This window comes from Novosphingobium sp. APW14 (assembly GCF_032337075.1).
In the GTDB taxonomy this organism is placed as follows: domain Bacteria; phylum Pseudomonadota; class Alphaproteobacteria; order Sphingomonadales; family Sphingomonadaceae; genus Novosphingobium.
Genome location: NZ_JAVYAB010000002.1, coordinates 248,088 through 272,862, shown reverse-complemented (window position 1 = coordinate 272,862; position 24,775 = coordinate 248,088). Strand labels below are relative to the sequence as shown.

32 protein-coding genes are annotated in these 24,775 nt (G+C 63.3%); 19 read left to right on the top strand and 13 right to left on the bottom strand.

The annotated features are described in order from the left end of the window. Positions 1 to 16 precede the first annotated feature (16 nt). Positions 17 to 1,090, bottom strand: a complete 1,074-nt coding sequence (locus RQP55_RS03980; protein WP_315608888.1) for a DUF3667 domain-containing protein — start codon at positions 1,088 to 1,090, stop codon at positions 17 to 19. Positions 1,091 to 1,177: 87 nt separating this feature from the next. On the opposite strand from RQP55_RS03980, the gene RQP55_RS03975 reads away from it, so the two are divergent. Continuing rightward, positions 1,178 to 1,543 carry a hypothetical protein gene (locus RQP55_RS03975; RefSeq protein WP_315608887.1) on the top strand — a complete coding sequence of 122 codons (366 nt, stop codon included), beginning with the start codon at positions 1,178 to 1,180 and terminating at the stop codon, positions 1,541 to 1,543. Between the two features lie 72 nt (positions 1,544 to 1,615). Here RQP55_RS03975 and rpoZ read toward each other — a convergent pair whose 3' ends face one another. Continuing rightward, complete coding sequence (gene rpoZ, locus RQP55_RS03970; RefSeq protein ID WP_315608886.1) at positions 1,616 to 1,960, bottom strand: DNA-directed RNA polymerase subunit omega; 345 nt, start codon at positions 1,958 to 1,960, stop codon at positions 1,616 to 1,618. Positions 1,961 to 2,059: 99 nt separating this feature from the next. Next, positions 2,060 to 3,568: a replicative DNA helicase gene (locus RQP55_RS03965; protein ID WP_315608885.1), complete on the bottom strand. Its 1,509-nt coding sequence runs from the start codon at positions 3,566 to 3,568 to the stop codon at positions 2,060 to 2,062. 113 nt (positions 3,569 to 3,681) lie between these two features. Between RQP55_RS03965 and RQP55_RS03960 the strand changes: the two genes are divergently transcribed. From RQP55_RS03960 to cdd, 3 genes are read left to right on the top strand one after another with little or no spacing between them, the layout of a single operon-like run. Then, the gene (locus RQP55_RS03960; RefSeq protein WP_315608884.1) at positions 3,682 to 4,164 is read left to right on the top strand and encodes a UPF0262 family protein; all 483 of its coding nucleotides are present in this window, start codon (positions 3,682 to 3,684) and stop codon (positions 4,162 to 4,164) included. 27 nt (positions 4,165 to 4,191) lie between these two features. Continuing rightward, complete coding sequence (locus RQP55_RS03955; RefSeq protein WP_315608883.1) at positions 4,192 to 4,890, top strand: glycoside hydrolase family 25 protein; 699 nt, start codon at positions 4,192 to 4,194, stop codon at positions 4,888 to 4,890. Between the two features lie 18 nt (positions 4,891 to 4,908). Next, on the top strand, positions 4,909 to 5,331 hold the full coding sequence (gene cdd / locus RQP55_RS03950; protein WP_315608882.1) for a cytidine deaminase: 423 nt from the start codon (positions 4,909 to 4,911) through the stop codon (positions 5,329 to 5,331). Here cdd and RQP55_RS03945 read toward each other — a convergent pair. After that, positions 5,328 to 6,464, bottom strand: coding sequence for a M14-type cytosolic carboxypeptidase (locus RQP55_RS03945; protein ID WP_315608881.1), 1,137 nt, complete (start codon positions 6,462 to 6,464; stop codon positions 5,328 to 5,330). The genes cdd and RQP55_RS03945 overlap by 4 nt on opposite strands. Further along, positions 6,461 to 7,057: a DUF4136 domain-containing protein gene (locus tag RQP55_RS03940; RefSeq protein ID WP_315608880.1), complete on the bottom strand. Its 597-nt coding sequence runs from the start codon at positions 7,055 to 7,057 to the stop codon at positions 6,461 to 6,463. The genes RQP55_RS03945 and RQP55_RS03940 overlap by 4 nt, the downstream gene beginning before the upstream one ends. A gap of 104 nt (positions 7,058 to 7,161) precedes the next feature. Here RQP55_RS03940 and galE point away from each other — a divergent pair, with 104 nt between their 5' ends. From galE to RQP55_RS03925, 3 genes are all read left to right on the top strand, one after another. After that, entirely contained in the window at positions 7,162 to 8,169 is a 1,008-nt protein-coding gene (galE, locus tag RQP55_RS03935; RefSeq protein ID WP_315608879.1) for a UDP-glucose 4-epimerase GalE, read from the top strand. Positions 8,170 to 8,238: 69 nt separating this feature from the next. After that, the gene (gene ykgO / locus RQP55_RS03930; protein ID WP_003046794.1) at positions 8,239 to 8,364 is read left to right on the top strand and encodes a type B 50S ribosomal protein L36; all 126 of its coding nucleotides are present in this window, start codon (positions 8,239 to 8,241) and stop codon (positions 8,362 to 8,364) included. A gap of 99 nt (positions 8,365 to 8,463) precedes the next feature. Next, the gene (locus tag RQP55_RS03925; protein WP_315608878.1) at positions 8,464 to 9,075 is read left to right on the top strand and encodes an HAD family phosphatase; all 612 of its coding nucleotides are present in this window, start codon (positions 8,464 to 8,466) and stop codon (positions 9,073 to 9,075) included. A gap of 109 nt (positions 9,076 to 9,184) precedes the next feature. On the opposite strand, the gene RQP55_RS03920 is transcribed toward RQP55_RS03925, so the two are convergent. After that, complete coding sequence (locus tag RQP55_RS03920; protein ID WP_315608877.1) at positions 9,185 to 9,520, bottom strand: CC_3452 family protein; 336 nt, start codon at positions 9,518 to 9,520, stop codon at positions 9,185 to 9,187. 218 nt (positions 9,521 to 9,738) lie between these two features. Here RQP55_RS03920 and RQP55_RS03915 point away from each other — a divergent pair, with 218 nt between their 5' ends. After that, positions 9,739 to 10,236 (top strand): helix-turn-helix domain-containing protein, encoded by a 498-nt coding sequence (locus RQP55_RS03915; RefSeq protein WP_315608876.1) that lies wholly within the window; start codon positions 9,739 to 9,741, stop codon positions 10,234 to 10,236. Here the strand turns inward: RQP55_RS03915 and RQP55_RS03910 are convergent. Next, positions 10,233 to 11,741 (bottom strand): YifB family Mg chelatase-like AAA ATPase, encoded by a 1,509-nt coding sequence (locus tag RQP55_RS03910; RefSeq protein WP_315609004.1) that lies wholly within the window; start codon positions 11,739 to 11,741, stop codon positions 10,233 to 10,235. The genes RQP55_RS03915 and RQP55_RS03910 overlap by 4 nt on opposite strands. Before the next feature lie 137 nt (positions 11,742 to 11,878). Here RQP55_RS03910 and RQP55_RS03905 point away from each other — a divergent pair, with 137 nt between their 5' ends. From RQP55_RS03905 to yihA, 6 genes are all read left to right on the top strand, one after another. Continuing rightward, positions 11,879 to 12,556: an alpha/beta hydrolase gene (locus tag RQP55_RS03905; protein ID WP_315608875.1), complete on the top strand. Its 678-nt coding sequence runs from the start codon at positions 11,879 to 11,881 to the stop codon at positions 12,554 to 12,556. Between the two features lie 101 nt (positions 12,557 to 12,657). Next, the gene (rpmH, locus tag RQP55_RS03900; RefSeq protein WP_039336437.1) at positions 12,658 to 12,792 is read left to right on the top strand and encodes a 50S ribosomal protein L34; all 135 of its coding nucleotides are present in this window, start codon (positions 12,658 to 12,660) and stop codon (positions 12,790 to 12,792) included. 14 nt (positions 12,793 to 12,806) lie between these two features. Beyond that, positions 12,807 to 13,157, top strand: a complete 351-nt coding sequence (gene rnpA / locus RQP55_RS03895) for a ribonuclease P protein component (RefSeq protein WP_315608874.1) — start codon at positions 12,807 to 12,809, stop codon at positions 13,155 to 13,157. After that, a complete protein-coding gene (gene yidD / locus RQP55_RS03890) occupies positions 13,154 to 13,363 on the top strand; it encodes a membrane protein insertion efficiency factor YidD (protein ID WP_315608873.1) in 210 nt (69 codons plus the stop codon). The genes rnpA and yidD overlap by 4 nt, the downstream gene beginning before the upstream one ends. Before the next feature lie 56 nt (positions 13,364 to 13,419). Next, the gene (gene yidC / locus RQP55_RS03885; RefSeq protein ID WP_315608872.1) at positions 13,420 to 15,189 is read left to right on the top strand and encodes a membrane protein insertase YidC; all 1,770 of its coding nucleotides are present in this window, start codon (positions 13,420 to 13,422) and stop codon (positions 15,187 to 15,189) included. A 1-nt stretch (position 15,190) separates the two neighbouring features. Then, positions 15,191 to 15,832: a ribosome biogenesis GTP-binding protein YihA/YsxC gene (gene yihA, locus RQP55_RS03880; RefSeq protein ID WP_315608871.1), complete on the top strand. Its 642-nt coding sequence runs from the start codon at positions 15,191 to 15,193 to the stop codon at positions 15,830 to 15,832. A gap of 4 nt (positions 15,833 to 15,836) precedes the next feature. On the opposite strand, the gene RQP55_RS03875 is transcribed toward yihA, so the two are convergent. Together RQP55_RS03875 and RQP55_RS03870 are read right to left on the bottom strand one after the other, a co-directional pair. Further along, entirely contained in the window at positions 15,837 to 16,259 is a 423-nt protein-coding gene (locus RQP55_RS03875) for a VOC family protein (RefSeq protein ID WP_315608870.1), read from the bottom strand. Continuing rightward, a complete protein-coding gene (locus tag RQP55_RS03870) occupies positions 16,259 to 17,209 on the bottom strand; it encodes a rhodanese-related sulfurtransferase (protein WP_315608869.1) in 951 nt (316 codons plus the stop codon). Before RQP55_RS03870 ends, RQP55_RS03875 begins: the two co-directional genes overlap by 1 nt. Positions 17,210 to 17,295: 86 nt before the next feature. On the opposite strand from RQP55_RS03870, the gene RQP55_RS03865 reads away from it, so the two are divergent. Together RQP55_RS03865 and RQP55_RS03860 are read left to right on the top strand one after the other, a co-directional pair. After that, positions 17,296 to 17,976, top strand: coding sequence for a glutathione S-transferase family protein (locus RQP55_RS03865; RefSeq protein ID WP_315608868.1), 681 nt, complete (start codon positions 17,296 to 17,298; stop codon positions 17,974 to 17,976). Then, positions 17,976 to 18,824: a S1/P1 nuclease gene (locus RQP55_RS03860; RefSeq protein WP_315608867.1), complete on the top strand. Its 849-nt coding sequence runs from the start codon at positions 17,976 to 17,978 to the stop codon at positions 18,822 to 18,824. The genes RQP55_RS03865 and RQP55_RS03860 overlap by 1 nt, the downstream gene beginning before the upstream one ends. Here the strand turns inward: RQP55_RS03860 and RQP55_RS03855 are convergent. Then, on the bottom strand, positions 18,821 to 19,267 hold the full coding sequence (locus RQP55_RS03855; RefSeq protein ID WP_315608866.1) for a cupin domain-containing protein: 447 nt from the start codon (positions 19,265 to 19,267) through the stop codon (positions 18,821 to 18,823). The genes RQP55_RS03860 and RQP55_RS03855 overlap by 4 nt on opposite strands. Before the next feature lie 53 nt (positions 19,268 to 19,320). Here RQP55_RS03855 and dapE point away from each other — a divergent pair, with 53 nt between their 5' ends. Further along, positions 19,321 to 20,460 carry a succinyl-diaminopimelate desuccinylase gene (gene dapE / locus RQP55_RS03850; protein ID WP_315608865.1) on the top strand — a complete coding sequence of 380 codons (1,140 nt, stop codon included), beginning with the start codon at positions 19,321 to 19,323 and terminating at the stop codon, positions 20,458 to 20,460. A gap of 66 nt (positions 20,461 to 20,526) precedes the next feature. Further along, positions 20,527 to 21,882, top strand: coding sequence for a dicarboxylate/amino acid:cation symporter (locus RQP55_RS03845; protein ID WP_315608864.1), 1,356 nt, complete (start codon positions 20,527 to 20,529; stop codon positions 21,880 to 21,882). Here the strand turns inward: RQP55_RS03845 and nth are convergent. Next, positions 21,879 to 22,538: an endonuclease III gene (nth, locus tag RQP55_RS03840; RefSeq protein WP_315608863.1), complete on the bottom strand. Its 660-nt coding sequence runs from the start codon at positions 22,536 to 22,538 to the stop codon at positions 21,879 to 21,881. The two genes, RQP55_RS03845 and nth, sit on opposite strands and share 4 nt — an antisense overlap. After that, positions 22,535 to 23,263, bottom strand: a complete 729-nt coding sequence (dapB, locus tag RQP55_RS03835; RefSeq protein ID WP_315608862.1) for a 4-hydroxy-tetrahydrodipicolinate reductase — start codon at positions 23,261 to 23,263, stop codon at positions 22,535 to 22,537. The genes nth and dapB overlap by 4 nt, the downstream gene beginning before the upstream one ends. Before the next feature lie 35 nt (positions 23,264 to 23,298). Between dapB and RQP55_RS03830 the strand changes: the two genes are divergently transcribed. Beyond that, a complete protein-coding gene (locus RQP55_RS03830; RefSeq protein WP_315608861.1) occupies positions 23,299 to 24,000 on the top strand; it encodes an NAD-dependent deacylase in 702 nt (233 codons plus the stop codon). Here RQP55_RS03830 and RQP55_RS03825 read toward each other — a convergent pair. Then, the gene (locus RQP55_RS03825) at positions 23,989 to 24,759 is read right to left on the bottom strand and encodes a HesA/MoeB/ThiF family protein (RefSeq protein ID WP_315608860.1); all 771 of its coding nucleotides are present in this window, start codon (positions 24,757 to 24,759) and stop codon (positions 23,989 to 23,991) included. The genes RQP55_RS03830 and RQP55_RS03825 overlap by 12 nt on opposite strands. Positions 24,760 to 24,775: the final 16 nt, after the last annotated feature.

Genomic DNA, 24,775 nt, shown 5'->3' with positions numbered 1-24,775 from the left:
GCGCTGGTGGCGGTGACTAGACCGCCACCAGCAGCGTCATGATCGTGGCGAACAGTCCCAGCACCAGCAGGGCAAACAGCGCAAGAAACCAGGTGCGCCACCAGGCGCCGAAGCGGCTCAGCGCATAGGCATCGCGCACATGCCGGTACATGTGGAGCGGCGCGTAGAAAAACAACGCGCCAACCACCAGGCCAGCCCCACCCCATACCGTCAGCAGGCTGATTGCCGCCAGCAACAACAGCATAAAGCTGAGCGAATAGGTCACAAAAACGGTGTGATCATAAAGGTGAAAGCGGCGGCTGAACGGGAACAACAGCCACAGGAACGGCACCGAGAGCGGGATCATCAGCCATGAATACTTGTAGGCGCTGTTCTGGAGCTTGTAGATCGTCAGCTCCGGGTTCGCGCGCGCGTGCTGCCAGGCGCGGTTGATCGCGGCGACCGCCGTCTTTTCGGCCCCCGAGTCAGCCAAGGCGATCTGCTCAGGCAATTGGCCGCCCTTGGCCGTGCGGATCATGGCCACCGCGTTGCGGGCATTTTCAACCTCGCCTTCCAAGCGGGGCACATCACCGCCCTTGCCGGACCGGGCATCGGCCAGCCGCTGTTCGGCCAGGCGTAGGCCTTTGACGGCTTCGCTCTCGGCCTCGCTCATACCCTGCGCGAAGCCCTTGCTGTCCTCCTGGTTATTGAAGGCAATCGGGCTACCCAGCATGTTGAACACGGCAAAGGTCAGGAAGACGACGAACAGGAACAATGCGATCGGGCTGACATAGCTGGCCCGCCGCCCATCGATATATTCGCGGGTCAGCTGGCCCGGCCGCCAGGCCAGCAACGGCAGCGTCCGCCAGACCTTTCCTTCAAAGTGAAACACGCCGTGCAGCAGGTCATGGAAGAAGGCGCTCAGCGTCTTGTGGACATGCGCCGCCTGCCCGCACTGGTGGCAGTGACGGCCAACTAGCGCCGTGCCGCAGTTCAGGCAGGCACTTTCATCGGTGTGGCCGGGATCGCGCCCTTCGCCATGGCTGGGCTCAGCCGCACGCGCAGCCATTGCGCCTTGGGCAATCTCGCCGATAAAGTCCGTGCCGCTCACCGGTTTCTCCCCACTCGAGGTGCGTTCATGATCTTGTCAGATTGATACGGCCAAGTCATCCAGCGCAAAACCTTTTGGGAGACTTCGATGCGCCGCCTTATCCTGCCGATCCTGTTAATCGCAACTCCAGCCGCCGCAACTTCGGGCGAGATGTCGGTTGCCACCTTCCTGTCAAAGGCCGATGCGCTGAAGGCCAAGGGGTTCATGGCGCTCGGCTCTTCCGACATGAAGCTGCTGCGTGACGAAGGGCAAGCGGCCGGGATGGCCTATAGCGCCCGACTGCAACAGGAACGCGCTGCCGGAAAGCCCAGCTCCTGCCCGCCCAAGAGCGCGCGCCCGTCATCCAGCCAGGTGCTTGAACACCTGCGCACCTACCCGGCCGGCAAACGCGCCAACATCTCAATGAAGGCAGCCATGGCGGATTACTTCATCAAGAATTATCCCTGCCGCTAAGCCCCCAAAAGCAAACGGCCCGCCTTCCCATGGGGAGGCGGGCCGCTTGCATTGCGACATGAGCCGCAAAAATCAGCCGTCGTAATCACCACCGATCGAGGTGTTGCGCACCGGCGCGGCCGCAGTGATCCGCAGCGCTTCGGCCGACTGGCTGAGCGAGCCGATTTCATCAACCTCGTCATCGTCTTCCGGCAGAACCCGCTGCAGCGAATTGATCACGGTTTCCTTGAGCAGTTCCGGACGGACAGTCTGCTCCGCGATTTCACGCAGGGCGACGACGGGGTTCTTGTCCCGGTCACGCGCGATGGTCAGTTCGGCGCCGCCCGAGATTTCACGAGCGCGCTGGGCAGCCATCAGCACCAGGTCGAAACGGTTCGGGATCTTGTCGACGCAATCTTCAACAGTAACGCGCGCCATGGGGCACTCCAGTTCATGAAATCCGGGAAAGACCGGCTGTTACCTGCCCGGCGATTCGCAAGTCAAGAAAAAAACGTATAAATAATTGTATTTAAAAGATTATTCGTAAGTCTCGTAACCGCGCGAATCGGGCGCAAGATTGCCGAACTTGGTGAACTCGCTCTGGAAGTGCAGATAGACGTTGCCGGTCGAACCGTGACGCTGCTTGGCAATGATCACTGTGGCTTTGTTCACCACCTCAAGATGGCGCTGCATCCAGGCATCGTATTTGGCGATGGCATCGGGCGGGCTGGTTTCAGACGGCTCATCCGGCTTGGCCGCGTTGTGGTAGTATTCCTCGCGGAAAATGAACCACACCATGTCCGCGTCCTGCTCGATCGAGCCGGATTCGCGCAAATCGGCCAGCTGCGGACGCTTGTCCTCGCGGCTTTCCACCGCACGGCTCAGCTGTGACAGCGCGATGACCGGGACTTCCAGTTCCTTCGCCAGGGTCTTCAGGCCGCGGCTGATCTCCGAAATTTCGTTGACGCGGTTGTCATTGGCCCGGCCCGATCCTTGCAGCAGCTGCAGGTAGTCGATCACGATCAGGCCAATGTCATGCTTGCGCTTCAGGCGCCGCGCCCGGGTGCGCAGCGCGGCGATCGAAAGCGCCGGGGTATCATCGATATAAAGCGGCAGTTCGGCCAGGCGCTGGCTGGCGAAGGAGATCTTCTGGAAATCCTCGCGGCTGATCTTGCCCATGCGCAGCCGTTCGCTGCTGATTTCGGCCTGCTCGGCCAGGATACGCGTGGCCAGCTGGTCCGCGCTCATTTCCAGGCTGAAGAAGGCGACCGGCGCGCCGACCGACTTCTTGGGATCGATCCCGTCCGCCATATCGCGCAGATAACGCTCGGCGCAATTGAAGGCGATGTTTGTGACCAGCGAGGTCTTCCCCATGGCCGGGCGGCCGGCCAGGATGATCAGATCCGAATCGTGCAAGCCGCCAACCTTGCCGTTGAGATCATCGAGTCCGGTCGTCCGGCCCGAGATATGGCCGCCCGAATTGAGCGCCTTTTCGATCTGGGTAATCGCAGCCAGACTGGACTTGCGGAACGGTTCGGCCTCGTTGCCGACCGAGGCCCCTTCGGCCACCCGGTAAAGCGCCGCCTCGGCTCGCGCGACCTGTTCCAGCGGCTCAACGCTTTCCGAGGTATCGAGCGCATCGCTGACCAGGGTCCGGCCGACCGAAACCAGCTCGCGCAGCAGCGCCAGGTCATAGATCTGCTCGGCCAGCTCGCGCGGGGCGAGCAGCCCCTGCCCGTCCGCCGTCAGGCGCGCCAGATAGGATGCGCCGCCCAGCTCCTTGAGCGTTTCATCTGCTTCGAAATAGGGCTTGAGCGTGACCGGGGTCACCACGGCCTTGCGGTCAAGCAGCTGGAGGATCCGGTCATAGATCCGGGCGTGGGCTGGCTCAAAGAAATGATCGGGCCGCAGCGGCGTGGTCAATTCCTCGATCACGCGATTGTCGATCAGGGCCGCGCCCAGGAATGCGGCTTCGGCCTCCACGTTCGCGGGAAGCGCGCGGGCGGCAATTTCATCGGGGCGGGTCATCAGATCGGTATCAGCCATGGGCGGCGATCAATGCGCTGCACCGGGGCAATGCGCAAGCTGGACAGGGCGGCCTTTTCTTCCACAGCCTGTGGAGACTTGCCCCGCCATTTCGCATCTGCGAAAAGTGACCCATGGGGGACGCACGGATCATCCAGATCGAACTCGACGAAGCCACGATCCTGTGGCGCAACGCCGATATCGAACAGGAACGCCGCATCGCGATCTTCGACCTGATCGAGGAAAACACCTTCAAGCCGCTGCGCGCCTGGGAAGCCGGGCATCAAGGCCCCTACCGGCTGCGCCTGTCCGTTGCCGATGGACGGCTGGCGCTGGAAGTGGCCGATGCCGAAGGCCAGCAGCTCGAATCACTGATCCTGGCCCTGGGCCGATTCCGCCGCCCAATCCGCGATTACTTTGCGATCTGCGATTCCTATTATCAGGCCATCCGCAAGGCGACCGCGGCCGAGATCGAGACCATCGACATGGCCCGCCGCGGCGTCCACAATGAAGCAGCGGAACTGCTGCTGGAACGTCTCGACGGCAAGATCGAAACCGATTTTGCCACAGCGCGGCGGCTGTTCACCCTGATCTGCGTGCTGCATATCAGGGGCTGAGCGGATCAAAGGGGTCATCGGGTCAAAATGGCTAGGAAGAAAAACACGCGGCTGCGCTTGCGGCTGATCGGTGCGGCATTGTTGCTGCTTTTGGCGGGCGGCGCGTGGACGTGGTGGCACCTTTCGCAATGGACCCCTCCCAGAGAGGAATTCCCAGTTCAAGGCGTGGAAATTGGCGGCGAGGATGGCCCGGTCGATTGGGTTGCCTTGAAGACGATCGGCGCCGACTTCGTCTACCTTGATGCGTCGGCCAGCGCCTTTGCGCGCGACCCCAAATTTGTTGAAAATCTCGAAGCAGCGAAGGCGGCGAGCCTGCAATGGGGGGCGGTACACCGCTATGACCCATGCCAGCCGGCCGAGAAGCAGGCCGCCAATTTCGTCACAGTCGTGCCGCGCGATTCCGCCATGCTGCCGGCCGCGGTCTGGCTGGACCAACTGGCCGACGACTGCCCGATCAAGGTCAGCGACGCAGCCGTGGAGAGCGAGCTGACCACGTTCCTCAACCAGATCGAGACCCACACCGGCAAGGCGGCGGTGCTAAAAGTCTCACGCAGCTTTGAGCGCCGCTACCAGATTTCCGCCCGGATCGATCGGAACGTCTGGCTCGAGCAGTTACGGTTTCAGCCAGACTATGCCGGCCGGCCCTGGGCCATGTGGACTGCGAACGATCGGCTTACCCTGCTCGCGCTTGAGGGCGGAATACGTTGGGTGGTGGTTCGGCCGTGACGTGGCTATAACATCAACATGACCCATAACCGTGACGCGCTGATCGCTGCCGCCAAGTCCGCCAAGGCCAAAGCCTATGCGCCCTATTCCAACTTCCACGTCGGTGCGGCGCTGGGCTTTGCTGATGGCGCGGTGGTGACCGGTGCCAACACCGAAAACGCCAGCTACGGCCTGACACTTTGCGCCGAAACCAACGCGATCGCCAAGGCCATGAGCGACGGGCGGCGCGGCGGACTTGAAGCGGTGGCTGTCGTCGGCGGCATGCACGGGGAGCCAGGGCCAACCGTCACCCCCTGCGGACGTTGCCGCCAGGTGCTGAATGAGCTGGCGCAGCTGGGCGATACCGATCCGGTGATCTGGTGCGATGGCGAAGACGGCGTGCTGGAGCTGAAACTTTCAGCCCTGCTGCCTCATGCCTTCGGCCCGGCCAACCTCGGCTAATCGGCCAGCCACTCCAGCAAGGCAGCCATGCAGTCCCGGCCCAGCTGGGCTGAGCGTTCGGGTGACCAGCCCTGCGCCAGATCGGGCAGATCGTCGTTGTCCTTGAACGGCATTTCCAGCGTCATTGAGACTGCGCCGAAGCGCTCGGCCAACTGATTGGTGCTCATCGACAGATTGGCCCGGCCGGGACCGGCAACCGGATAGCCGCGCTTGGTCTGGAAATCGGGTGTGCGGCGATCAAGGATCGCCTTGTAACGATTGAATCCACCCTGCAGCGCTTCGCTCCACGATGGGATGCCTTCGAACCCGGCAAGAAACACCGCCGGGATCGCTTCGTCGCCATGAACGTCCATTGCAAGGTCGACCCCGGTCGCGTCCATCGCGTTGCGGATCGCGAGGACTTCGGGCGATTGCGCGGCGCTCGGATTGTCCCATTCACGGTTAAGGTTCACACCCAGCGAATTGGTCCGCAGGTTGCCAAGGACCGAGCCATCGGGATTGGCATTGGGCACGACATGGAAGGTGCAATTGCGGCGCAGCGCACGGCCGACCGGATCGGCGGGATCGGTCAGGCAATCGAGCGCGCCCTCCATCCACCATTCGGCCATCGATTCCCCGGGGTGCTGGCGGGCATAGAGCCAGACCTGCTTGGGCCCTTCGCCAAGATCGAGGCAATCGATGCTGCGGCCATCGCGGCTATGGCCCAGCACGCGGTGCGTTACACCGGCCGACAGTGCGCAACTTGCCACCAGATCCTGGTGCCGTTCCCACGAATAGGGTGCAAAATAGGCAAACCACGCCAGATGGCCTGCCGGCTGGTAGCGGATCGTCAGGGTGCCGTTATCCTCACCCGGGTCAAAGCTGCTGCTGGCCCGGCCCCAGAACTCCCGATCCTCGCTTACCGCGGCGTTGTAGCCGGACCAGCCGTCCGGATAGGCCGAGGCGTTAAGGCCTGTGATCTTCAATTCCAGCGCGCGTCCCGCAGCATTGCTGACGCGGAAGTGGAACCACTGGAAGAAGTCCGAATTGGTGTCCTTGCGGATCGCCAGCCGAGCCGTGGTGCCGGCGATGGAGAGCACTTCGATATTGCCGCTGTCAAAAGCGGCGTCGATCTGGATTGCGGTTGAGGTCATTTGACCTCGATAGTCTCACCCGATTGTCCGGGGAAGCCCTTGAACAGGGCCTCTGACATCTTGGCCGCACCCAGTGCGGTCGTGGCGAGCGGCGATCCAGCGCGGACGGTGAAGCTTGCCCTTCCCTCCCACAGCGCGAGGCCGCTGGCCCGGTCGCGTATGATCAGGCCAAGGTCCGTGCGCACCTGCTCCGCAGAGCGTGGCATCAGGTTGATGCCGATACCGACGCCAAGACCCGAACCATAAGTGCCGGTCGACCCGCCAATACCAACGCTGACGGGACCGCCCGACCGCTCGGGCCGATAGGTTTCGCGCGAGAGCCGCAACTGGGCCACTTGCCCGCTGGATGCTCCGGCAGGAACCGCAGCATAGCCCAGTAGCACCAACTGCCGTTCGATTGCTGCCTGATAGGCCTTCCACTCCAATGAGGAACCGTCGTGCCCGGGCGCTGGTTCGACTGCGATCGCCCCCTTGCCCAGGGTGGAAGTATCCGGCGCATGAAAGCGGGTCACCTCAACCGGCCCGGTCGGAGCAATGCAGCCCGAAAGCGCGAGCGCGGCAGCAAGCGGAAGGACAAGTTGCAGCTTCGTCATGGACAGTATCCTTTGCCAAGAGATGATGGACCTGCCGCCCCGACCGGGCAAGACTTTCACAATCGTTAACCATTTTTCCTCCGCACCATGCTAGCGGAGCAGCGATGGCGCAGAAACTTCCCGTACTTGTCACTGGCGGCGCCGGTTATATCGGCAGCCATGCAGTCCTGGCCCTCAAAGATGGTGGCTGGCCGGTCGCGGTGATCGACAACCTTACCACGGGCTTTCGGTTCGCCGTGCCCGATGGGGTTCCGCTGTACGAAGGCGATATTGCCGATACGGACCTGCTGGCCCGGATTTTTGCCGAGCAGGGGATCAAGGCGATCATGCACTTTGCGGGTTCGATCATCGTTCCCGAATCGGTCGAAAATCCGCTGAAATATTATCACAACAACACGGCCAAGAGCCGCGCGCTGATCGAGGCGGCGGTCATGGCCGGCGTGCCGCATTTCATCTTCAGCTCAACCGCTGCGACTTATGGCGTACCCGCAGTCTCGCCCGTGCATGAGGACAGCCCCAAGGCACCGATCAATCCCTATGGCATGTCCAAGCTGATGACCGAGATCATGCTGGACGATGTGGCGCGGGCCCATCCGCTCAACTTCTGCGCCCTGCGCTATTTCAACGTCGCGGGGGCCGATCCGCAGGCGCGCTCGGGCCAATCGACGGCGGGGGCAACGCACCTGATCAAGGTCGCGGTCGAAGCTGCCCTTGGCAAACGCGCTGGGGTCGAGGTGTTCGGAACCGACTTTGCCACCCCCGATGGCACAGGCGTGCGCGATTATATTCACGTGTCAGACCTGGCGCATGCCCATGTCCTTGCGCTTGAGGCGTTGATCGAATCGCCGGATCGTTCCCTGACCATGAACTGCGGCTATGGGCGCGGCTATTCGGTGCTCGAGGTGCTGGACGCGGTCGACCGGGTCACCAACCGCACAATCCAGCGCACGCTCTCCCCGCGGCGCGCGGGCGATCCCGATTCGCTGATTTCGGACAACAACCGGATCAAAGCGACCCTGCCGTGGGTGCCAAACCATGCCGATCTCGACACGATCGTACTCCACGCGCTGGCTTGGGAGCGAAAACTTTCCGAAATCCGCGGGGAAGGTTGACTTTGGCCTGACTCGCCCGTAACGGCGCGGCTCCAAGTTTTCAGCGGCCCGGCCGCACCCGAGGACATCATGAAGATTCGCAACAGCCTCAAGTCGCTTAAGGACCGCCACCGGGACAACCGCGTGATCCGCCGTCGTGGTCGGACCTATGTGATCAATAAAACCAACCGCCGCTTCAAGGCGCGCCAGGGCTAATCCCCTTGCGGCAGGGTTTCGCCCTGCTTTGAAGTCTGTTCGGCCCGCCTCCGTCAAGGGGTGCGGGCCGAAACCGTTTTGACCGACAGGATCTGCTTAGTGCGCCAGCGAATCGAAGCCGTCGTGTTCGACATTGGCAATGTCCTGGTCCGCTGGGACCGGCGCTTGCCTTACGTGAATCACTTCGACGATCCGGCCGAGCTTGACTGGTTCATGGACGAAGTGATCCCGCTTAGCTGGCATGCCGAACATGACGCGGGCCGCTCGGCAGCAGAACTGGTGGCGGAACGCTCGGCTCTGTTTCCGGCCTATGCGCAGCATATCCATGACTGGTTCGCACGGTTCAACGAATCGATCCCTGGACCCGTGCCCGGCAGCCCGGAACTGGTCGAGCGGCTCGATGCTGCCGGCATGCCGCTTTATGCGATCACCAATTTCGGGGCCGACACCTGGGCCGGATTCCACCCGACGTTCCCGCTGCTCAAGCGTTTTGGCGATATTGTTGTTTCAGGTGTTGAGAAGCTCGCCAAGCCCGACCCGGCCATTTATGCGCTGGCAGCGCAGCGTTTCGGGCGTGACCCGGGCACCATGCTGTTTATCGATGATAGCCTGCCCAACGTGGAATCGGCCCGCAACTGCGGTTGGCACGCGCACCACTTCACTTCGGCTGAGCTGCTTGCCGATGACCTTCACACCCGCGGCCTGATCTGACCCACAAAAAAGAGGGCCTCCGTCTTGCGACAGAGGCCCAGCTATTGGGGGCTGTAAGGAGTGCCTGCCTGGCAAGCGCCCCGGGTGTGGGGGCACTGCCGGTAATGCGTCAGACGGCCGCGTTACAACGCGCCAGCTTGGCAGCGTCGAATTCACCCTTGGGCGTGGTGAACTTGGTAACCTGGCCAAAGGCCTTCACGACCCGGGTGCAGGTGTTGATCGGCGCAGCGCCATCGACGCGGCCAGTGCATTCGGTGCCAGTGCAGGTCCAGTTCACGCCGTTAACGACCTTGGTTGCTTCAGCGGCCGGAGCGGCAAGGGTTGCCGAATAGGTACGCGCGGTCTGCGCCTGGACCGGGCTGGTGGTGACGGCGAAGCTGGCAATAGTGCCAACGACGGCGAGGCCGGCGGCGATCAGCGAGCGCGAGGTTGCGGTAGTGGTCATGGGTGTTCCCCTTTGCGTTTCTTGGTTCGTAAACTTCTTATCGCACGCAAGGATCGACAGGCCTGGGAGGGGCACCGATTTGCGTTGCTAAAAGCCAATTAGCGATATAGGTTTTGAGTTGCAACTAGAAACTGTGCAGTGCAGCAAAGATTTTCTTGTCGGCAAGCGAGCCAGTTTTGCGTTAGTGTGCTGACCAAGGGACCAAGGGGATGATGACGATGGGCAACCTTCGTGAGCCGCTCGATGAGATCAACAATTGTGGCCTGCCCGCCGCGCTTGAGGTGATGGGCGAACGCTGGTCATTTATGATCCTGCGCGCCGCTTTCAATGGCATGTATCATTTCGAGGAATTTCTCGGCGCATTGGGCATTGCCCGCAACATCCTGTCCAATCGCCTCGCCCGCCTCGTCGAACACGGCATCATGAAGCGCCAGGCCCTGCCCGACGATCGGCGCAAGATCGAATACCGTCTGACCGAAAAGGGGCTCGATCTGCTCCCCGCCATGCTGGCGCTGCGCCAGTGGGGCGAAAAGTATGGTGCCGGCGTACCGTCGAACCCGGTTTTGTGCGATGAGCGTGACGGGATGCCGATCCAGGCCATCGCAATCCGCGCCCACGATGGCCGTGAACTGAGCCCGAAAGAGCTGGAGTGGCGGGATCAGGCTGACGTGAACTGGCCCAAGGACAGTTCGGCTTCGAAACTCCGCGCGCTTTAACTGCGCCCCACCACCCGTCGATAGCTGAGCGCTTCCGCAATATGGATGCGCCCCACCGCTTCACTGCCCGCAAGATCTGCAATCGTTCGTGCCACCCGCAGCATCCGGGTATAGCCGCGCGCCGATAGCCGCATCGCCTCGGCCGCCTGCATCAGCAGCTTTCGCCCGGCATCGTCCGGGGTGGCGTGGCGTTCAAGCAGGTCACCATCCAGTTCGGCGTTGCTAGACTTGCCCGTACCCTCCAGCCGCGAGACCTGAACGGCCCGCGCCGCTGCCACCCGGGCGGCAACCTCGGCGCTGCCTTCAGCCGGTGGCGGCAGCGCAAGGTCAGCCGCGCTGACCGGATCAACTTCGACATGGAGGTCGATCCGGTCAAGCATCGGGCCGGAAACCTTTGCCTGGTAATCGGCCCCGCAGCGCGGTGCCCGGCTGCAACCCAGGGCCGGATCGCCAAGGTAACCGCAGCGGCACGGATTCATGGCAGCTACCAGCTGGACCCGTGCGGGATAGGTGACATGGGCATTGGCCCGCGCCACGTCGACCGAACCGGTCTCCAGCGGCTGGCGCAGCGAATCGAGCACCGCACGCTGGAACTCGGGAAGTTCATCCAGAAACAGGACACCAAGGTGCGCCAGGCTCACCTCTCCCGGTCGCACCCGCAGCCCGCCCCCGGTCAGCGCCGCCATCGAGGCCGAATGATGCGGTGAGCGAAACGGGCGGGTGCGGCTAACGCGTCCCTCTTCCAGCAGGCCGGCAACCGAGGCGACCATTGACACCTCGAGCGCCTCGGCCGGGGTCAACGGCGGCAAGATCCCTGGCAGGCAGGCCGCCATCAGGCTCTTGCCCGCGCCGGGCGGCCCGATCATCAACAGGTTATGGCCGCCAGCCGCGGCAATCTCGAGCGCGCGCTTGGCCACTTCCTGCCCTTTGACCTGCCGCAGGTCCGGCCCGCGGGCGGCAGCCTCCACCTCGCCCGGCTGTGGCTCGGCCAGCCGCGTAGTGCCCTTCAGATGGTTGAGCAGGCTGATCAGATCGGGTGCCGCAAGAATCGGAATGCCGCTGGCCCAGCGCGCCTCCCCGCCCTGCGCCGCCGGGCAAATCAGCCCCTTGTCCGCGCCAGAGGCATGCAGGGCCGCCAGCAGCACGCCAGGCGTCGGCACGATCCGGCCATCCAGCGCGAGCTCCCCCACCGCAACGAAATCGGTGATCTGTTCGGCATCGGTAACCCCCATCGCCGCCAGCAGCGCCAGCGCGATCGGCAGGTCATAGTGCGAGCCTTCCTTGGGCAGGTCCGCGGGTGAGAGGTTGATGGTGATCCGCTTGGGCGGCAGCGCCAGCCCCATGGCAGCGAGTGCGGCATGAACGCGCTCTCGGCTTTCGTTCACCGCCTTGTCGGGCAGGCCGACCAGATTGAAGCGCGGCAGGCCGGGAGCGATCTGGCACTGCACCTCCACGGTGCGCGCCTCCAAGCCAAGATAGGCAACAGTCTGGACCAGCGCGACCAAGAACACCCTCCGTTACAATACCTTAGGTGATGCCCCTGCAAGGCCGCGCTGTCGAGGAAAAGCGTATCCACGTCCTTACCGGAACTTAACCCTGGGCATTCGGTTTCCGGCAAGGTGGGTCGCCGATGGAGTGTGCCATGCCGCGCCGCCTCACCCTTCTGCTCGCGCTCCTGTTCGCGTCGATCCATCCGCTGCATGCGCAAAGCGCGCATCCAGGCCAGCCGGTGACCCAGGTGATCATCACCGAACCGGTCGGCTCGGATCGCTATCTTGGCACCGTGCTGGCGCCTGCGCCCAAGGCGATCGCCGCTTACGGGCCGTTTCGAGTACTGGATGCCACCCGCGCCGCGCTGGTGGATGTTACCGACAGTGCCAGCCCCGCCCAGTTCACCGCCATGCTGCGGGCCTATCCCGCAATCTCGCTGATCGAGATGATCGAATGCCCCGGGACCGAGGACGACCGCGCAAACCTGCGACTGGGCCGGATGATCCGGGCCCGGGGGATCGCGACCCTGGTCCCCGCCGGTGGTTCGGTGCGTTCAGGCGGAGTTGAGCTGTTTTTGGCCGGCGCCCGCCGGATTGCCGATCCGGCTGCGGAATTCGCGGTTCATTCCTGGTCAGACGAATATGGCCGCGAAGCCCGCGACTATCCGGCAGACTCGCCGGAGAATCGCGCCTATATCGATTACTACCGCGAGATGGGGATGAGCTTTGCCCAGGCCCGGGCGTTCTACGCCATGACCAATTCGGTGCCTTATAGCGGTGCCAAATGGCTCAGCGGGGCCGAAATGGCGCATTGGGTCAGCCTGAACTGAGCGCGAATCCCTTGACTCACCCGCCCGCCTCGCTTAACGGCCCGCCCCTGTGATGCGGTCGCCCACGCGGCGGCCCTTTTTATTCGATTTTCGAGGTTATCATGAAGCGCACCTTCCAGCCCAGCAACCTTGTCCGCGCCCGCCGCCACGGCTTCCGCGCCCGCACGGCCACTGTCGGCGGCCGCAAGGTGCTTGCCGCCCGCCGCGCGCGTGGCCGCAAGAAGCTCTCTGCCTGAGCGAATCACTGCCAATGTCCGTCCTTACGCGGCGGGCTGATTTTTTGGCTGCCAACCGGGGCTTGCGCATAGCACGCCCCGGTTTCGTGCTTTTGGCGCGAGCGAATGAAGGCCAAGGCCTGCGCTTTGGCATCACCGTTACCAAGAAGATCGGCAATGCGGTGGTGCGCAATCGGATGAAGCGTCGGTTCCGTGCACTGCTGCGCGAGATCTTGCCCGTTGCTGGCCTGCCAGACCACGATCATGTCCTGATCGGCCGCGAGGGCGGGGTTGAGCGCGATTTCGGCCTGCTGCGTGATGAACTGTCAGCCGCGCTGACGCGCGCTGCCCAGGGCAAGGGCGATCCGCCCAGAAAACGGCGATGAAGCGGCTTCTCATCCTGATCGCACGCGGCTGGCAGCTGGGTCCGTCGCGTATCCTGCCACCATCCTGCCGCTATGCCCCCTCATGCTCGCAATATGCGATTCAGGCGGTGGAGAAGTACGGCGCGATTAGGGGTGGTTGGCTGGCCGCGAAGCGGCTAATGCGCTGCCACCCGTGGGGTGGGCATGGCTATGACCCGGTGCCTTGAATGGTGCTGCATGGCTCTCCACTTTCACCGAAATCAAGATCACTAGGGGCATTTCCTTGGAAAACCAGAACCAGCGCAACCTGATCCTGGCCGTGGTGCTAAGCGCACTGCTGCTGTTCGGCTGGGATGCGGGCGTCCGCTATTTCTACCCCAACGCCGGCAAGACGAAGCCGGTTGCCAGCGCCAGCCCTGCTGCAAGCCCTTCTGGCGCCGCCAAGCCGACCCGCGAGGGCGGGCTGACCAGCGCGACCGACATTGCCGAGGAAGCCCGCGACATCAAGACGATCCTGGCCGATCCGGGCCGGATCGCGATTGCCGCGCCGGGCCTGACCGGCTCGCTCAATCCCGTGGGAGGCGTGGTCGATGATCTTGTCACTGTGCGTCACACCGCCGCTATCGATCCGGCCAGCGGACCGCAGCGGATCTTCTCGCCCGCCGGCACCCCTGCCCAGCATTATGCCCAGTTTGGCTGGGTCGGTGCGGCCGGCACCGTCCCTGGCCCGCAGACCCTCTGGACTGCGCCCGCTGGCGCAAAGCTGACGCCGCAGACGCCGGTGACGCTGAGCTGGACCAACCCGACCGGCGCCACCTTTACCCTGACCTACAAGATCGACGCGGACTATATGGTGACGGTCGAACAGGGTGTGACTAACGCAGGCACCGCTCCATTGACGATCGAACCGGTCGCGCAACTTAACCGTACCAACAAGACCGCCGCACTCGACAGCTTCAACGTCCACGCTGGCCCGTTTGGGGCCTTTGACGAAGTCGTCGATTTTGGCACCGACTATGACGATATCAGCGAAACCGGCAAGGTCACCAAAGACGCACGGACAGACTGGGTTGGCTTTACCGACGTCTACTGGATGTCGACCCTGATTCCCGAGGGCAAGGTTCCGGCGAGCGCCGATTTCCGTACACCCGGTCGCGATATCTACCTCGCCAACCTGTTTTATCCTGAAAGCACTGTGGCCCCCGGCCAGAGCCTGACCCGCAGCACCCGGCTGTTCGCGGGTGCCAAGGAAATCAAGGTGCTCGACCGGTACGAGGCGGATGGCATTCCCAAATTCAGCCTGGCGATCGACTGGGGGTGGTTCCGCTGGTTCGAACGCCCGCTGTTCATGCTGCTCGATGCGCTGTTTAAGGCCGTCGGCAACTTTGGCGTCGCGATCATCCTGATGACGCTGATCGTGCGCGGGATCATGTTCCCGATCGCCCAAAAGCAGTTCGCCAGCATGGCCGCGATGCGCGCGATCCAGCCGAAGATGAAGGCGATTCAGGAACGCTACAAGGACGACAAGCCCAAGCAGCAGGAAGAGATCATGGCGCTCTACAAGAAGGAAGGCGTCAATCCGCTTGCGGGTTGCTTGCCGATCTTCCTGCAGATCCCGGTGTTCTTCGCGCTCTACAAGGTGCTGATTCTGGCGGTCGAAATGCGCCACCAGCCCTTCGCGCTGTGGATCAAGGACCTGTCCGCGCCCGATCCGCTGCACGTGCTGAACCTGTTCGGCCTACTTGATTTCACGCCACCCTCGTTCCTGGGCATCGGTGTGCTGGCAATATTGCTGGGCATCACCATGTGGCTGCAGTTCAAGCTCCAGCCTGCGCAGATGGACCCTGTCCAGCAGCAGGTCTTCGCACTGATGCCGTGGATGATGATGTTCATCATGGCACCCTTCGCGGCGGGTCTGCTGATCTACTGGATCACTTCCAACCTGCTGACCATTGCCCAGCAGAAATATCTCTATTCCAAGCACCCGCAGCTTAAGGAGCAGGCAGCCAAGGATGCTGCCGATGCCAAGCGGGCGCGCGAACAGGCGAAGTAGGATGGATCAGATCGATGACCCCGTCGAACGGGCGCGCCGCCTGTTCGCGGGGCGTGTCGAATTCCTGAAGTCAGCGCCGGGGCTGCAGTTTCTGCCCGATCCGGACGTCCCGGAAATAGCCTTTGCTGGCCGCTCGAATGTCGGCAAGAGCTCGCTGCTCAATGCCCTCACCGGGCGCAAGTCGCTGGCGCGGACCTCGGTCACACCGGGGCGGACGCAGGAACTGAACTTCTTCGATATTGGCGATCCGCTGGTGTTCCGGCTGGTCGACATGCCCGGCTATGGCTTTGCCAAGGCCCCGCTCAAGGTGGTGGAGCAGTGGAAGCGGCTGGTCCGCGATTTTCTGCGCGGGCGGGTCGTGCTCAAGCGCACCCTGCTCCTGATCGACAGCCGCCACGGCCCCAAGCCGGTCGATATCGACATGATGAAGATGCTGGATGAGGCAGCGGCCAGCTACCGGATCGTCCTGACCAAGGCAGACAAGATCAAGGCCAGCGAACTGGCCGCCGTCACTGCCGCGACCGAAGCCGAGGCGCGCAAGCATTCCGCCGCCTTCCCGCTGGTCCATGTGACCAGCAGCGAAAAGGGCATGGGCATTGCCGAGCTGCGCGGCGCAATCTTTGAAGACGCGCTGATCATCTGACGCCTTACTTGGCGAACATCAATCCGAGGTCGGCAAAGGCCTTGATCTCAATCGCATTGCCGCTGGGATCGCGGAAGAACATGGTCGATTGCTCGCCCGTCTGGCCCTTGAATCGGGTATAGGGCTCGATCTCGAACGTCACGCCGGCAGCGCGCATCCTTGTCGCCAGCACATCGAAATCTTCCAATGTCAGCACCACGCCGAAATGCGGCACCGGCACGCCATGGCCATCGACATGATTGCGCGCCGCATCGCGACCGGCGCTGTCCGGGGCAAGGTGAGCGACCAATTGATGGCCGAAGAAATCGAAATCGACCCACTGCTCAGAAGACCGTCCCTCGGGGCAACCCATGACCTCGCCATAAAAGGCGCGGGCGGCAGCCAGATCATGGACTGGAAAGGCAAGGTGGAAGGGGCGCAGGCTCATCAGCTTTCCTCACTCATCACGGCCCCGACATGGGCCGCACCGCGCCTGGCGGCAAGTTTTTCCTGGCGGTGGCGTTCGCGATAGCCGGCGCGCTGCGCTTCACTGCGCTCAGTGAAACAGGCCGGGCAACTCACCCCTTCCTCATATTCCGGAGCGGCCTGCTGCTCAGGGCTGACTGGGCGGCGGCAAGCGTGGCACAGGGCATAGTTGCCGGGCACCAGCCCATGCCCAACGCTAACCCGCTGATCGAAGACGAAGCATTCTCCCTGCCACAGACTGTCAGCCGGGGAGACCTCCTCAAGGTATTTCAGGATCCCACCCTTCAGGTGATAGACTTCATCCACCCCCTCGGCCTTGAGGAACGCGGTCGACTTTTCGCAACGAATCCCGCCTGTGCAGAACATGGCCACCTTCGGCTCCTTGCCCTGCCCCAGCAAGGCATCGCGGCGTTCGCGAAACCAGCGGGGGAAATCGCGGAAGCTGTTCGTCTGTGGATCGATCGCACCTTCGAAGGTGCCAATCGCCACTTCATAATCGTTGCGGGTATCAATCACGATCGTTTCTGGATCGGCAATCAGCGCGTTCCAGTCCGCCGGAGCGACATAGGTGCCGACTGACGCCAGCGGATCAATGTCGGCCACGCCCATGGTCACGATCTCGCGCTTCAGGCGCACCTTCATGCGGTGAAACGGCATGGCCGGCGCGCGCGAGAATTTGACATCAAGGTCGGCGCACCCCGGCAAGGCGCGAATATGGCCCAGCACGGCGGCAATCCCGGCATCGCTGCCGGCAATCGTGCCGTTGATCCCTTCATGCGCCAGCAGCAGCGTGCCCTTCACACCCTGGGCCCGGCAGCAGGCCAGCAGCGGGGGCTGTAAGACCGTGTAGTCCGCGAAGGGGGTAAATTTATAGAGCGCTGCAACGCAAACTGGCAGATCGGGTGTGTCCATCCGATACCCCTTAACCGCAGCTCAGGACCTCGCCAATGGCCCGTTGATTGTCGACAGCGACACACTGAACGGCTAGCCCCGGCGCCATGAAGCTGATCATCGGCAACCGAAACTACTCGTCGTGGTCGCTGCGCGGCTGGCTGGCCTGTAAGCAATCGGGCCTGAGCTTCGCGGAAATCCAGATGCCGCTTTATGGCAAGGATTGGGACCAGCAGAAAAAGCTGCACGACGAGATCGCCCCTTCGGCGGGTAAAGTTCCGGTGCTGTGGGATGGCGATGCCGTGGTCTGGGACAGCCTGGCAATCATCGAATACCTGGCCGACCGCGTCGGGCGCGATAGGTTCTGGCCCAAGTCCGATGATGCCCGCGCCATGGCCCGTTCGATGGTGGCGGAAATGCATTCTGGCTATGCCGCGCTGCGGCGCCAGTGTCCCATGAACATTCGCCGTCAGGTCGAAGGGTGGGAGATTGACGAGGTGGCCCGCAACGAGGTGGTTCGCATCCTCACGCTCTGGGCCGAGGCGCGAGCCCGGTTCGGGCACGGCGGACCGTTCCTGTTCGGCACTTTCAGCGCAGCCGATATCTTTTACGCACCCGTGGTCTGCCGCTTCATGACCTATGGGATAGCTGTGCCGGGCTTCGGCCAGGCCTATATGGAAGCGATCTGGGAACACGAATGGCTGCAGGCCTGGGTCACCGCCGCCGCAGACGAAGAATGGGTAATCGAACAATGGGAAATACCAAGTCCGCCAGGCGGGAAACGATAGTGCGCTGGATTGCTGCAGCGCTGGCCGCGCTGGCAGCATTGATGGCGCGCCCAGCCTTCGCCTGGGGTGAATTCGGGCACCAGAGTACCGCCAGCATCGCTTGGGCCAATGTCTCCCCGCAGACCCGCGCCGCGGTGCGTGATCTGCTACGCGCGGAAAAAGGCCTCGGGACGTCCTATTGCCGCGTGCGCAGCCTGGAAGAGGCCAGCTACTGGCCTGATTGCATCAGGCGCGAGGCCTGGCGCTGGGGCTATTCGTTCTCTTGGCACTATCAGACGATGAACATCTGCAAGCCTTATGATCCGCGCGCCAATTGCGCGGGCGGGAACTGCGTGACCGGGCAGATCGAGCGCAACCGACGCGTGCTGGCCGACAAGACCCTACCCGCCGCGCAGCGGCTGGAGGCACTGGCCTGGTTGGCGCACTTTGTTGGCGATCTGCACATGCCGCTGCATTCGGGTGACAACAACGACCTCGGCGCCAACCAGGTGGCGGCACAATATGGCATCGCCCCCGGCCACAATCTGCATTCCGTCTGGGATGGCCCCATGGCCGAGCGCGGCATCAGCAGCGCTGTCCCGCCGCTGATCCGCCGCTACACGCCTGAAGAGCGCGCCGCGCTCGATACCGGCGAAGTGGCTGACTGGGGGCGCGAATCCTGGGAGCTGGCTAAGGGCCTGGTCTATGCCAAGGCCTTTGACCGTGATCCCTGTAACGGCACTGCAGCGCCCAAGGAAATCGTCTGGTCGAACGAGGATATCGAAGCCAGCCTGCCAGCTCTGCGCCAGCGGATCAGTCAGGCAGGCCTGCGATTGGCACGGCTGTTGGATGGAGCGCTTGCTCGCTAGAATGCGGAACCGTCCTTGCGGCGGAATCCCTGACCATCAAACAGATGCATGTCGATATCGGGATAGTGGCAGTCGCTCGCCGCCTGCTTGCCGATTGCAACATAGACACAAGGCTCGGTTGAGCGGTTCTGGAGGACGTGGCCGTTGCCATCTCCCTTTGGGAAGGCTGCCACATCGCCGGGGCGCATCACCGTATCGCCGCTGTCATCGACCAGCACGGCTTCCCCGGCCAGCATAACCACCAGCTCATCCTCGGCCTCATGCCAATGCCGCTGGGCAGACCAAGCGCCTGGTTGAAGCACGACATGGCTCACGCCAAAGTCGGTCAGGCCAGCCGCGGGGGCGATACGGCGGTACCAACGGCCCTGCACCTTGTCGGCATGCTCGGGCGGATAGCCGGTGGCGTTGGTCTGGGGAATGCTGTCCAGATCGAGCTTGGGCATGGACGTGCTCCTGCTTGCAGGCCAGCACCATACACCATATGCCGCCTCGAACCATGACCAGCACAACCTTGCCCCCCGTCCTGCCGCTTGCCGAGGCGCTGATCGCGTGCCCCAGCGTCACACCAGCGACAGGCATGGTGTTCGACTGCCTGGAAAGCCAGCTTGCGCCGCTCGGGTTCGCGGTCCACCGCTTCCTGGCCGGCGAGGCACCCGACGGCCCCGTCGAGAACCTGTTCGCGATCCGGCAGGGGCCTGTCGGGAGCCGTCATTTCGGCTTTGCCGGACACCTAGATGTGGTGCCGCCGGGTGAAGGCTGGACCACCGGCGCTTTTGCGCCGGAAGTGCGCGGTGAGCTGCTCTATGGGCGGGGTGCGGTCGACATGAAAGGCTCGATCGCAGCAATGGTCGCTGCCGCCGCAAGCGTGCCGCAGGAAGCTGGCACAATCAGCTTTATCATCACGGGTGACGAGGAAGGCCCCGCGCGCTTCGGCACCCTGCCGCTGATAGACCATATGCGCGCCGCAAGCGCCATTCCCGATCTGATCCTGGTGGGTGAGCCGACCAGCGTGAACCGGCTGGGCGACATGATGAAGATCGGCCGACGCGGCTCGGTCAACATCTGGCTGACGGTCGAGGGCGGCGAGGGGCACGTTGCTTATCCGCATCTGGCCAACAACCCGATCGGGCCACTGGTCAACATGCTGGCCGAGCTGAACGCGCTGGTGCTCGACGAAGGGACTGACTGGTTCCAGCCATCGAACCTTGAGATCACCGACGTGACCGTCGGCAACCCGGCCACCAACGTGATCCCGGCCCGCGCCCACGCCCGCCTGTCGATCCGGTTCAACGACCTGCACACCGGGCAGGCGCTGGCTGACATGGTCAGCGCAATTGCCGCAAAACACGGCGGGACGGCCCGCGCCGTCATCTCTGGCGAGGCGTTCCTGACCCCGCCAGGGGATTTCTCGGCCATGGTCGCCCGCGCGGTCGAGGCCGAGACCGGCGTTACGCCCGAGGCCAGTACCACTGGCGGGACCAGCGATGCCCGGTTCCTGAAGGCACTGTGCCCGGTGATCGAATTTGGCCTGTGCAACGCGACCATGCACAAGCGCGATGAAGCGGTGGCAGTCCCCGATCTGGATGCGCTCGCGCGGATCTATGCCCGCATCGCAACCGCCGCACTGGCAGGCTGATTGCGATGGGCGCGACAGCCTGTTAGGCTGGTTGGAAACAATCTTTCAATCCGGGGGACGCACGCCATGGACCGGCGCCTGACACTTTATATCCTGATCGGCATGGTGCTGGGCGTTGTCGCCGGCTGGCTGGTTTTCACCTTCATCCCCAAGGGCGCTGTCACCGTCTGGCCGTTCGGTGTCGAGGCTGATCTGAAGGAAATCTACCTCAAGTCGTTCGGCCTGCTATCCAGCATTTTCCTCAACCTAATCAAGATGCTGGTCGCGCCGCTGATCCTGTCCACCATCGTCGTGGGCATTGCCCACATGGGCGACAGCGCCGCATTGGGCCGGATTGGCTTTCGCGCGATCACCTGGTTCATCCTCGCCAGCCTGATTTCAATCGGGCTGGGGCTGATCATGGTCAACTTCTTCCAGCCTGGCGTGGGAGTGGACGTATCGGTTGCCGCGGCAGCCTCGGTTGGCGAAGTGGCCAAGCTCGATTTCTTCGACTTTGTCCTGCACATCTTCCCGAAGAACGCCTTCGACGCGATGGCGACCAACAACATTCTGCAGATCCTGGTCTTCTCGGTCTTTGCGGGCGTGGCCCTATCGGCGCTGGGTGAGAAAGGCGCACCGCTGGTCCGCGGCGCCGATGCCCTTGCGGAAATGATGCTGCAGATCACCGGCTACGTGATGCGCTTTGCCCCGTTTGCCGTATTCGGCGCGCTGGCCAAGGTTGTCGCCTCGAGCGGCCTGGGCATCCTTGCCACCTATGTCGAGCTGGTGACCGAATTCTACTTCTCGCTCAGCATTCTCTGGCTGATTCTGTTGACGGTCGGCGGGCTGTTCCTGGGCCGGCGCATCTTCACGCTGATCCGCTATATCCGCGAACCGATGATGATCGCCTTCTCGACTGCATCGAGCGAGGCCGCCCTGCCGAAGCTGTTTGAGCAGTTGGATCGGTTTGGCGTGCCGCGCCGCGTTTCAGGCTTCATGCTGCCGCTGGGCTACAGCTTCAACCTGGACGGCTCGATGATGTACATGTCCTTTGCGACGCTGTTCATCGCCCAGGCCTATGGCATCGATCTGTCGATTGGCACCCAGATCGCAATCCTGCTGACCCTGATGATCTCATCCAAGGGCGTTGCCGCCGTGCCGCGGGCCAGCCTGGTGGTGATTACCGGCACGCTCGCCATGTTCGGTCTGCCGGTTGAAGGCGTGGCGATCATCCTGGCGATCGACCAATTCCTCGACATGGGCCGCACCGCCACCAACGTGGTTGGCAATGCTGTTGCCACGTCGGTCATCACCAAGTGGGAAGGCATGCTGGAGGTCGAAGAACTCGAGTTTGTCGAGCATCCGCACGCCCCGGCCCACACCGCCGCCGATGGCCGCCGCGGGCTGGAACTAGACCCGGCGAACTTCGAAGAAAAGCGCTAGACTGTTGCCGCCTTGCCCTTCGGGGCAGGCGTCTTCGGCCTGAAGGCGCAGAGGTCTGCTACCGGGCAGCGCCAGCATTCGGGCGTGCGCGCCTTGCAGATGTAGCGGCCGTGCAGGATCAGCCAGTGATGCGCGCCCACGCGGAAGGGTTGTGGCACCTTTTTCTCCAGCGCCTTTTCCACGGCCAGCACGGTCTTGCCCTTGGCAAGGCCTGTGCGGTTGCCGACGCGGAAGATGTGGGTATCGACAGCAAAGGTTTCTGCCCCGAAAGCGCAGTTCATCACGACATTGGCGGTCTTGCGGCCCACGCCTGGAAGCTCGGTCAAGGCATCGCGGTCGGCCGGAACCTCGCCGCCGTAATCGCGCACCAGGATTCCAGAGAGGGCGATGACGTTCTTGGCCTTGGTATTGAACAGGCCAATCGTCTTGATGTGCTCCTTGAGCCCAGCCTCACCCAGCGCAACCATATCGGCCGGGGTCTTGACCAGTTCAAACAACCGCCGCGTCGCCTTGTTGACGCCGACATCGGTCGCCTGCGCGGATAGCGTCACCGCGACCAACAGCTGATAGGTGTTGCCGAACTCCAGCTCCGTTTCCGGCGAGGGGTTATCCTCGGCCAGGCGGCGGAAGAATTCGAAGATCTGCTCGCGCTTCAAAGGCCAAGCACCTCGCCCATGCGATAGCGTCCAGCCGGCTTGCCTACGAGCCACTGCGCCGCGCGGACCGCACCCTTGGCAAAAATCGTGCGGTTCTCTGCAAGGTGGGTCAGCGACAGTCGTTCGTCAGCGCCGAGGAAGTGGACCGTGTGGTCACCCGCCACCGAGCCGCCACGCAGGCTGGCAAAGCCGATTTCGCCTGACTGGCGCGCACCGGTGATCCCGTCACGCCCGCGCGCACTGTGGTTCGCCAGGTCAATCCCGCGGCCCGCAGCGGCCGCTTCACCCAGCAGCACCGCAGTGCCAGAGGGGGCATCAACCTTCATCCGGTGATGGGTCTCGGCAATCTCGATGTCCCAATCCTCGCCGAGGCGGCTGGCAGCCTCGCGAACCAGATAGGCCAGCAACGTAACGCCCAGCGAGGTATTGCCGGTCTGCAGCACGGCAATCCGTTCTGCCGCATGGTCGCACAGCCAATGGTGGCGTTCTTCCAGCCCGGTCGTTCCAACCACGATCGGCACACCCGCGGTCACGGCGGCATCAAGGTTGCCCTCCAACGCAGCTGGCGCCGAAAAATCGACCAGTACGTCGCTCTGCGCGGCGAGGGCAGCGACATCACCGCCCTTGTCGACCCCACCCGCAAGCTCCGCGCCTGCGGCCTGGATCGCATCGGCCAGTGCCTGTCCCATGCGCCCTGCGCTGCCGATAATCCCGATTCTTGCCATTGCCGTCCCCATTCGTGGCGTGCTTCATGAGCGACATGAGCCAAATCCGCAACATCGTGATCCTGACTGGCGCGGGGATCAGTGCCGAAAGCGGCATCGACACCTTTCGTTCGGCCGGCGGGCTGTGGGAGCAGCACCGGGTCGAGGATGTCGCCACACCCGAGGCCTTTTCCCGCGATCCGGATCTGGTGCTGCGGTTCTATGACATGCGGCGCGCGGCAATTCAGGAGAAGGTGCCCAACGCAGCCCACCGCGCGCTGGCAGAGCTGGATGCGCAGTGGAACGGCAACCTGCTGATCGTGACACAGAACGTCGACGACCTGCATGAGCGCGGCGGCGCGCGGCGGGTGCTGCACATGCATGGCGAGCATTTGAAGGCCTGGTGCACCTCTTGCGATATCCGCTCGCACTGGCGCGGGACGCTGATAGATCGCCCGTGCTGCCCGGTCTGCCAGGCGCGTACCCTGCGCCCGGATGTCGTGTGGTTCGGCGAGATGCCTTATCGCATGGGCGAAATCCATGCCGCGCTGCGCGAGGCGGACCTGTTTGTTTCGATCGGCACTTCGGGCGCGGTCTACCCCGCGGCGGGGCTGGTTCGCACCGCGCGCGAGCTTGGCCTCCAGACGCTGGAGCTCAACCTAGAACGGTCGCAGGGATCAAACTGGTTTCACGAAACCCGCCTGGGCCCGGCAACCGAAGTGGTACCCGATTGGGTTGCCGAAGTTCTAGGCGGCTGAGCAGGCCCGGCATTCCGGATCCTTGACGATCCGCATGGTCCGCAGCTCGGGCGTGAACCCATCAAGCAAGTGCAACTTGCCCCATTGCGGATCGCCGAGTGCTGCCTGACCTTGCACCAGCACCCGCACCGCGTGCATTGCGGCAAAGGTGCCGACCCACCCCGCCATCGCCCCCAGCACGCCATCAGCCGCGCAGGTATCGCAATCTTCGGCATCGAAGGCATCGCCCACGAAGCAGCGATAGCAGCTCTGCCCTTCGAGGTGCCCGGCGAAGTTGGCGACCTGGCCCTGAAAGCGGCCCAGCGCCGCGCTGGTCAACGGAATGCCCAGCTGCACACAGGCATCGGACACGGCCAGCCGCGTCGCAAAGTTGTCACAGCCATCAAGCACCAGATTTGCCCCTGCAAGGAGCTGATCAGCGTTTGCGCTCCCCAACCGCGCTGACATTGCGCGCACGGTGATAGCGCCATCGAAACGGCCAACCCAGTCCGCTGCCGCAGCGGCTTTTGCCCGACCCACGTCACCCTCGGTAAAGATCGTCTGGCGCTGCAGGTTGGTCAGATCGACCTCATCGCTATCGATCAGCGTCAGCTGGCCAACGCCGGCTCCGGCCAGATACTGCAGGGCAGGCGAGCCGATCCCGCCGCAGCCGATCAGTATCACGTGCGCCTGACTGAGCGCGACCTGACCCGCCCCGCCGAGTTCGGGCAACACGATGTGGCGGGCAAAACGGTCAAGGCGTTCCGGGGCAAGGCTCATCTGGCGTGCCTTAAAG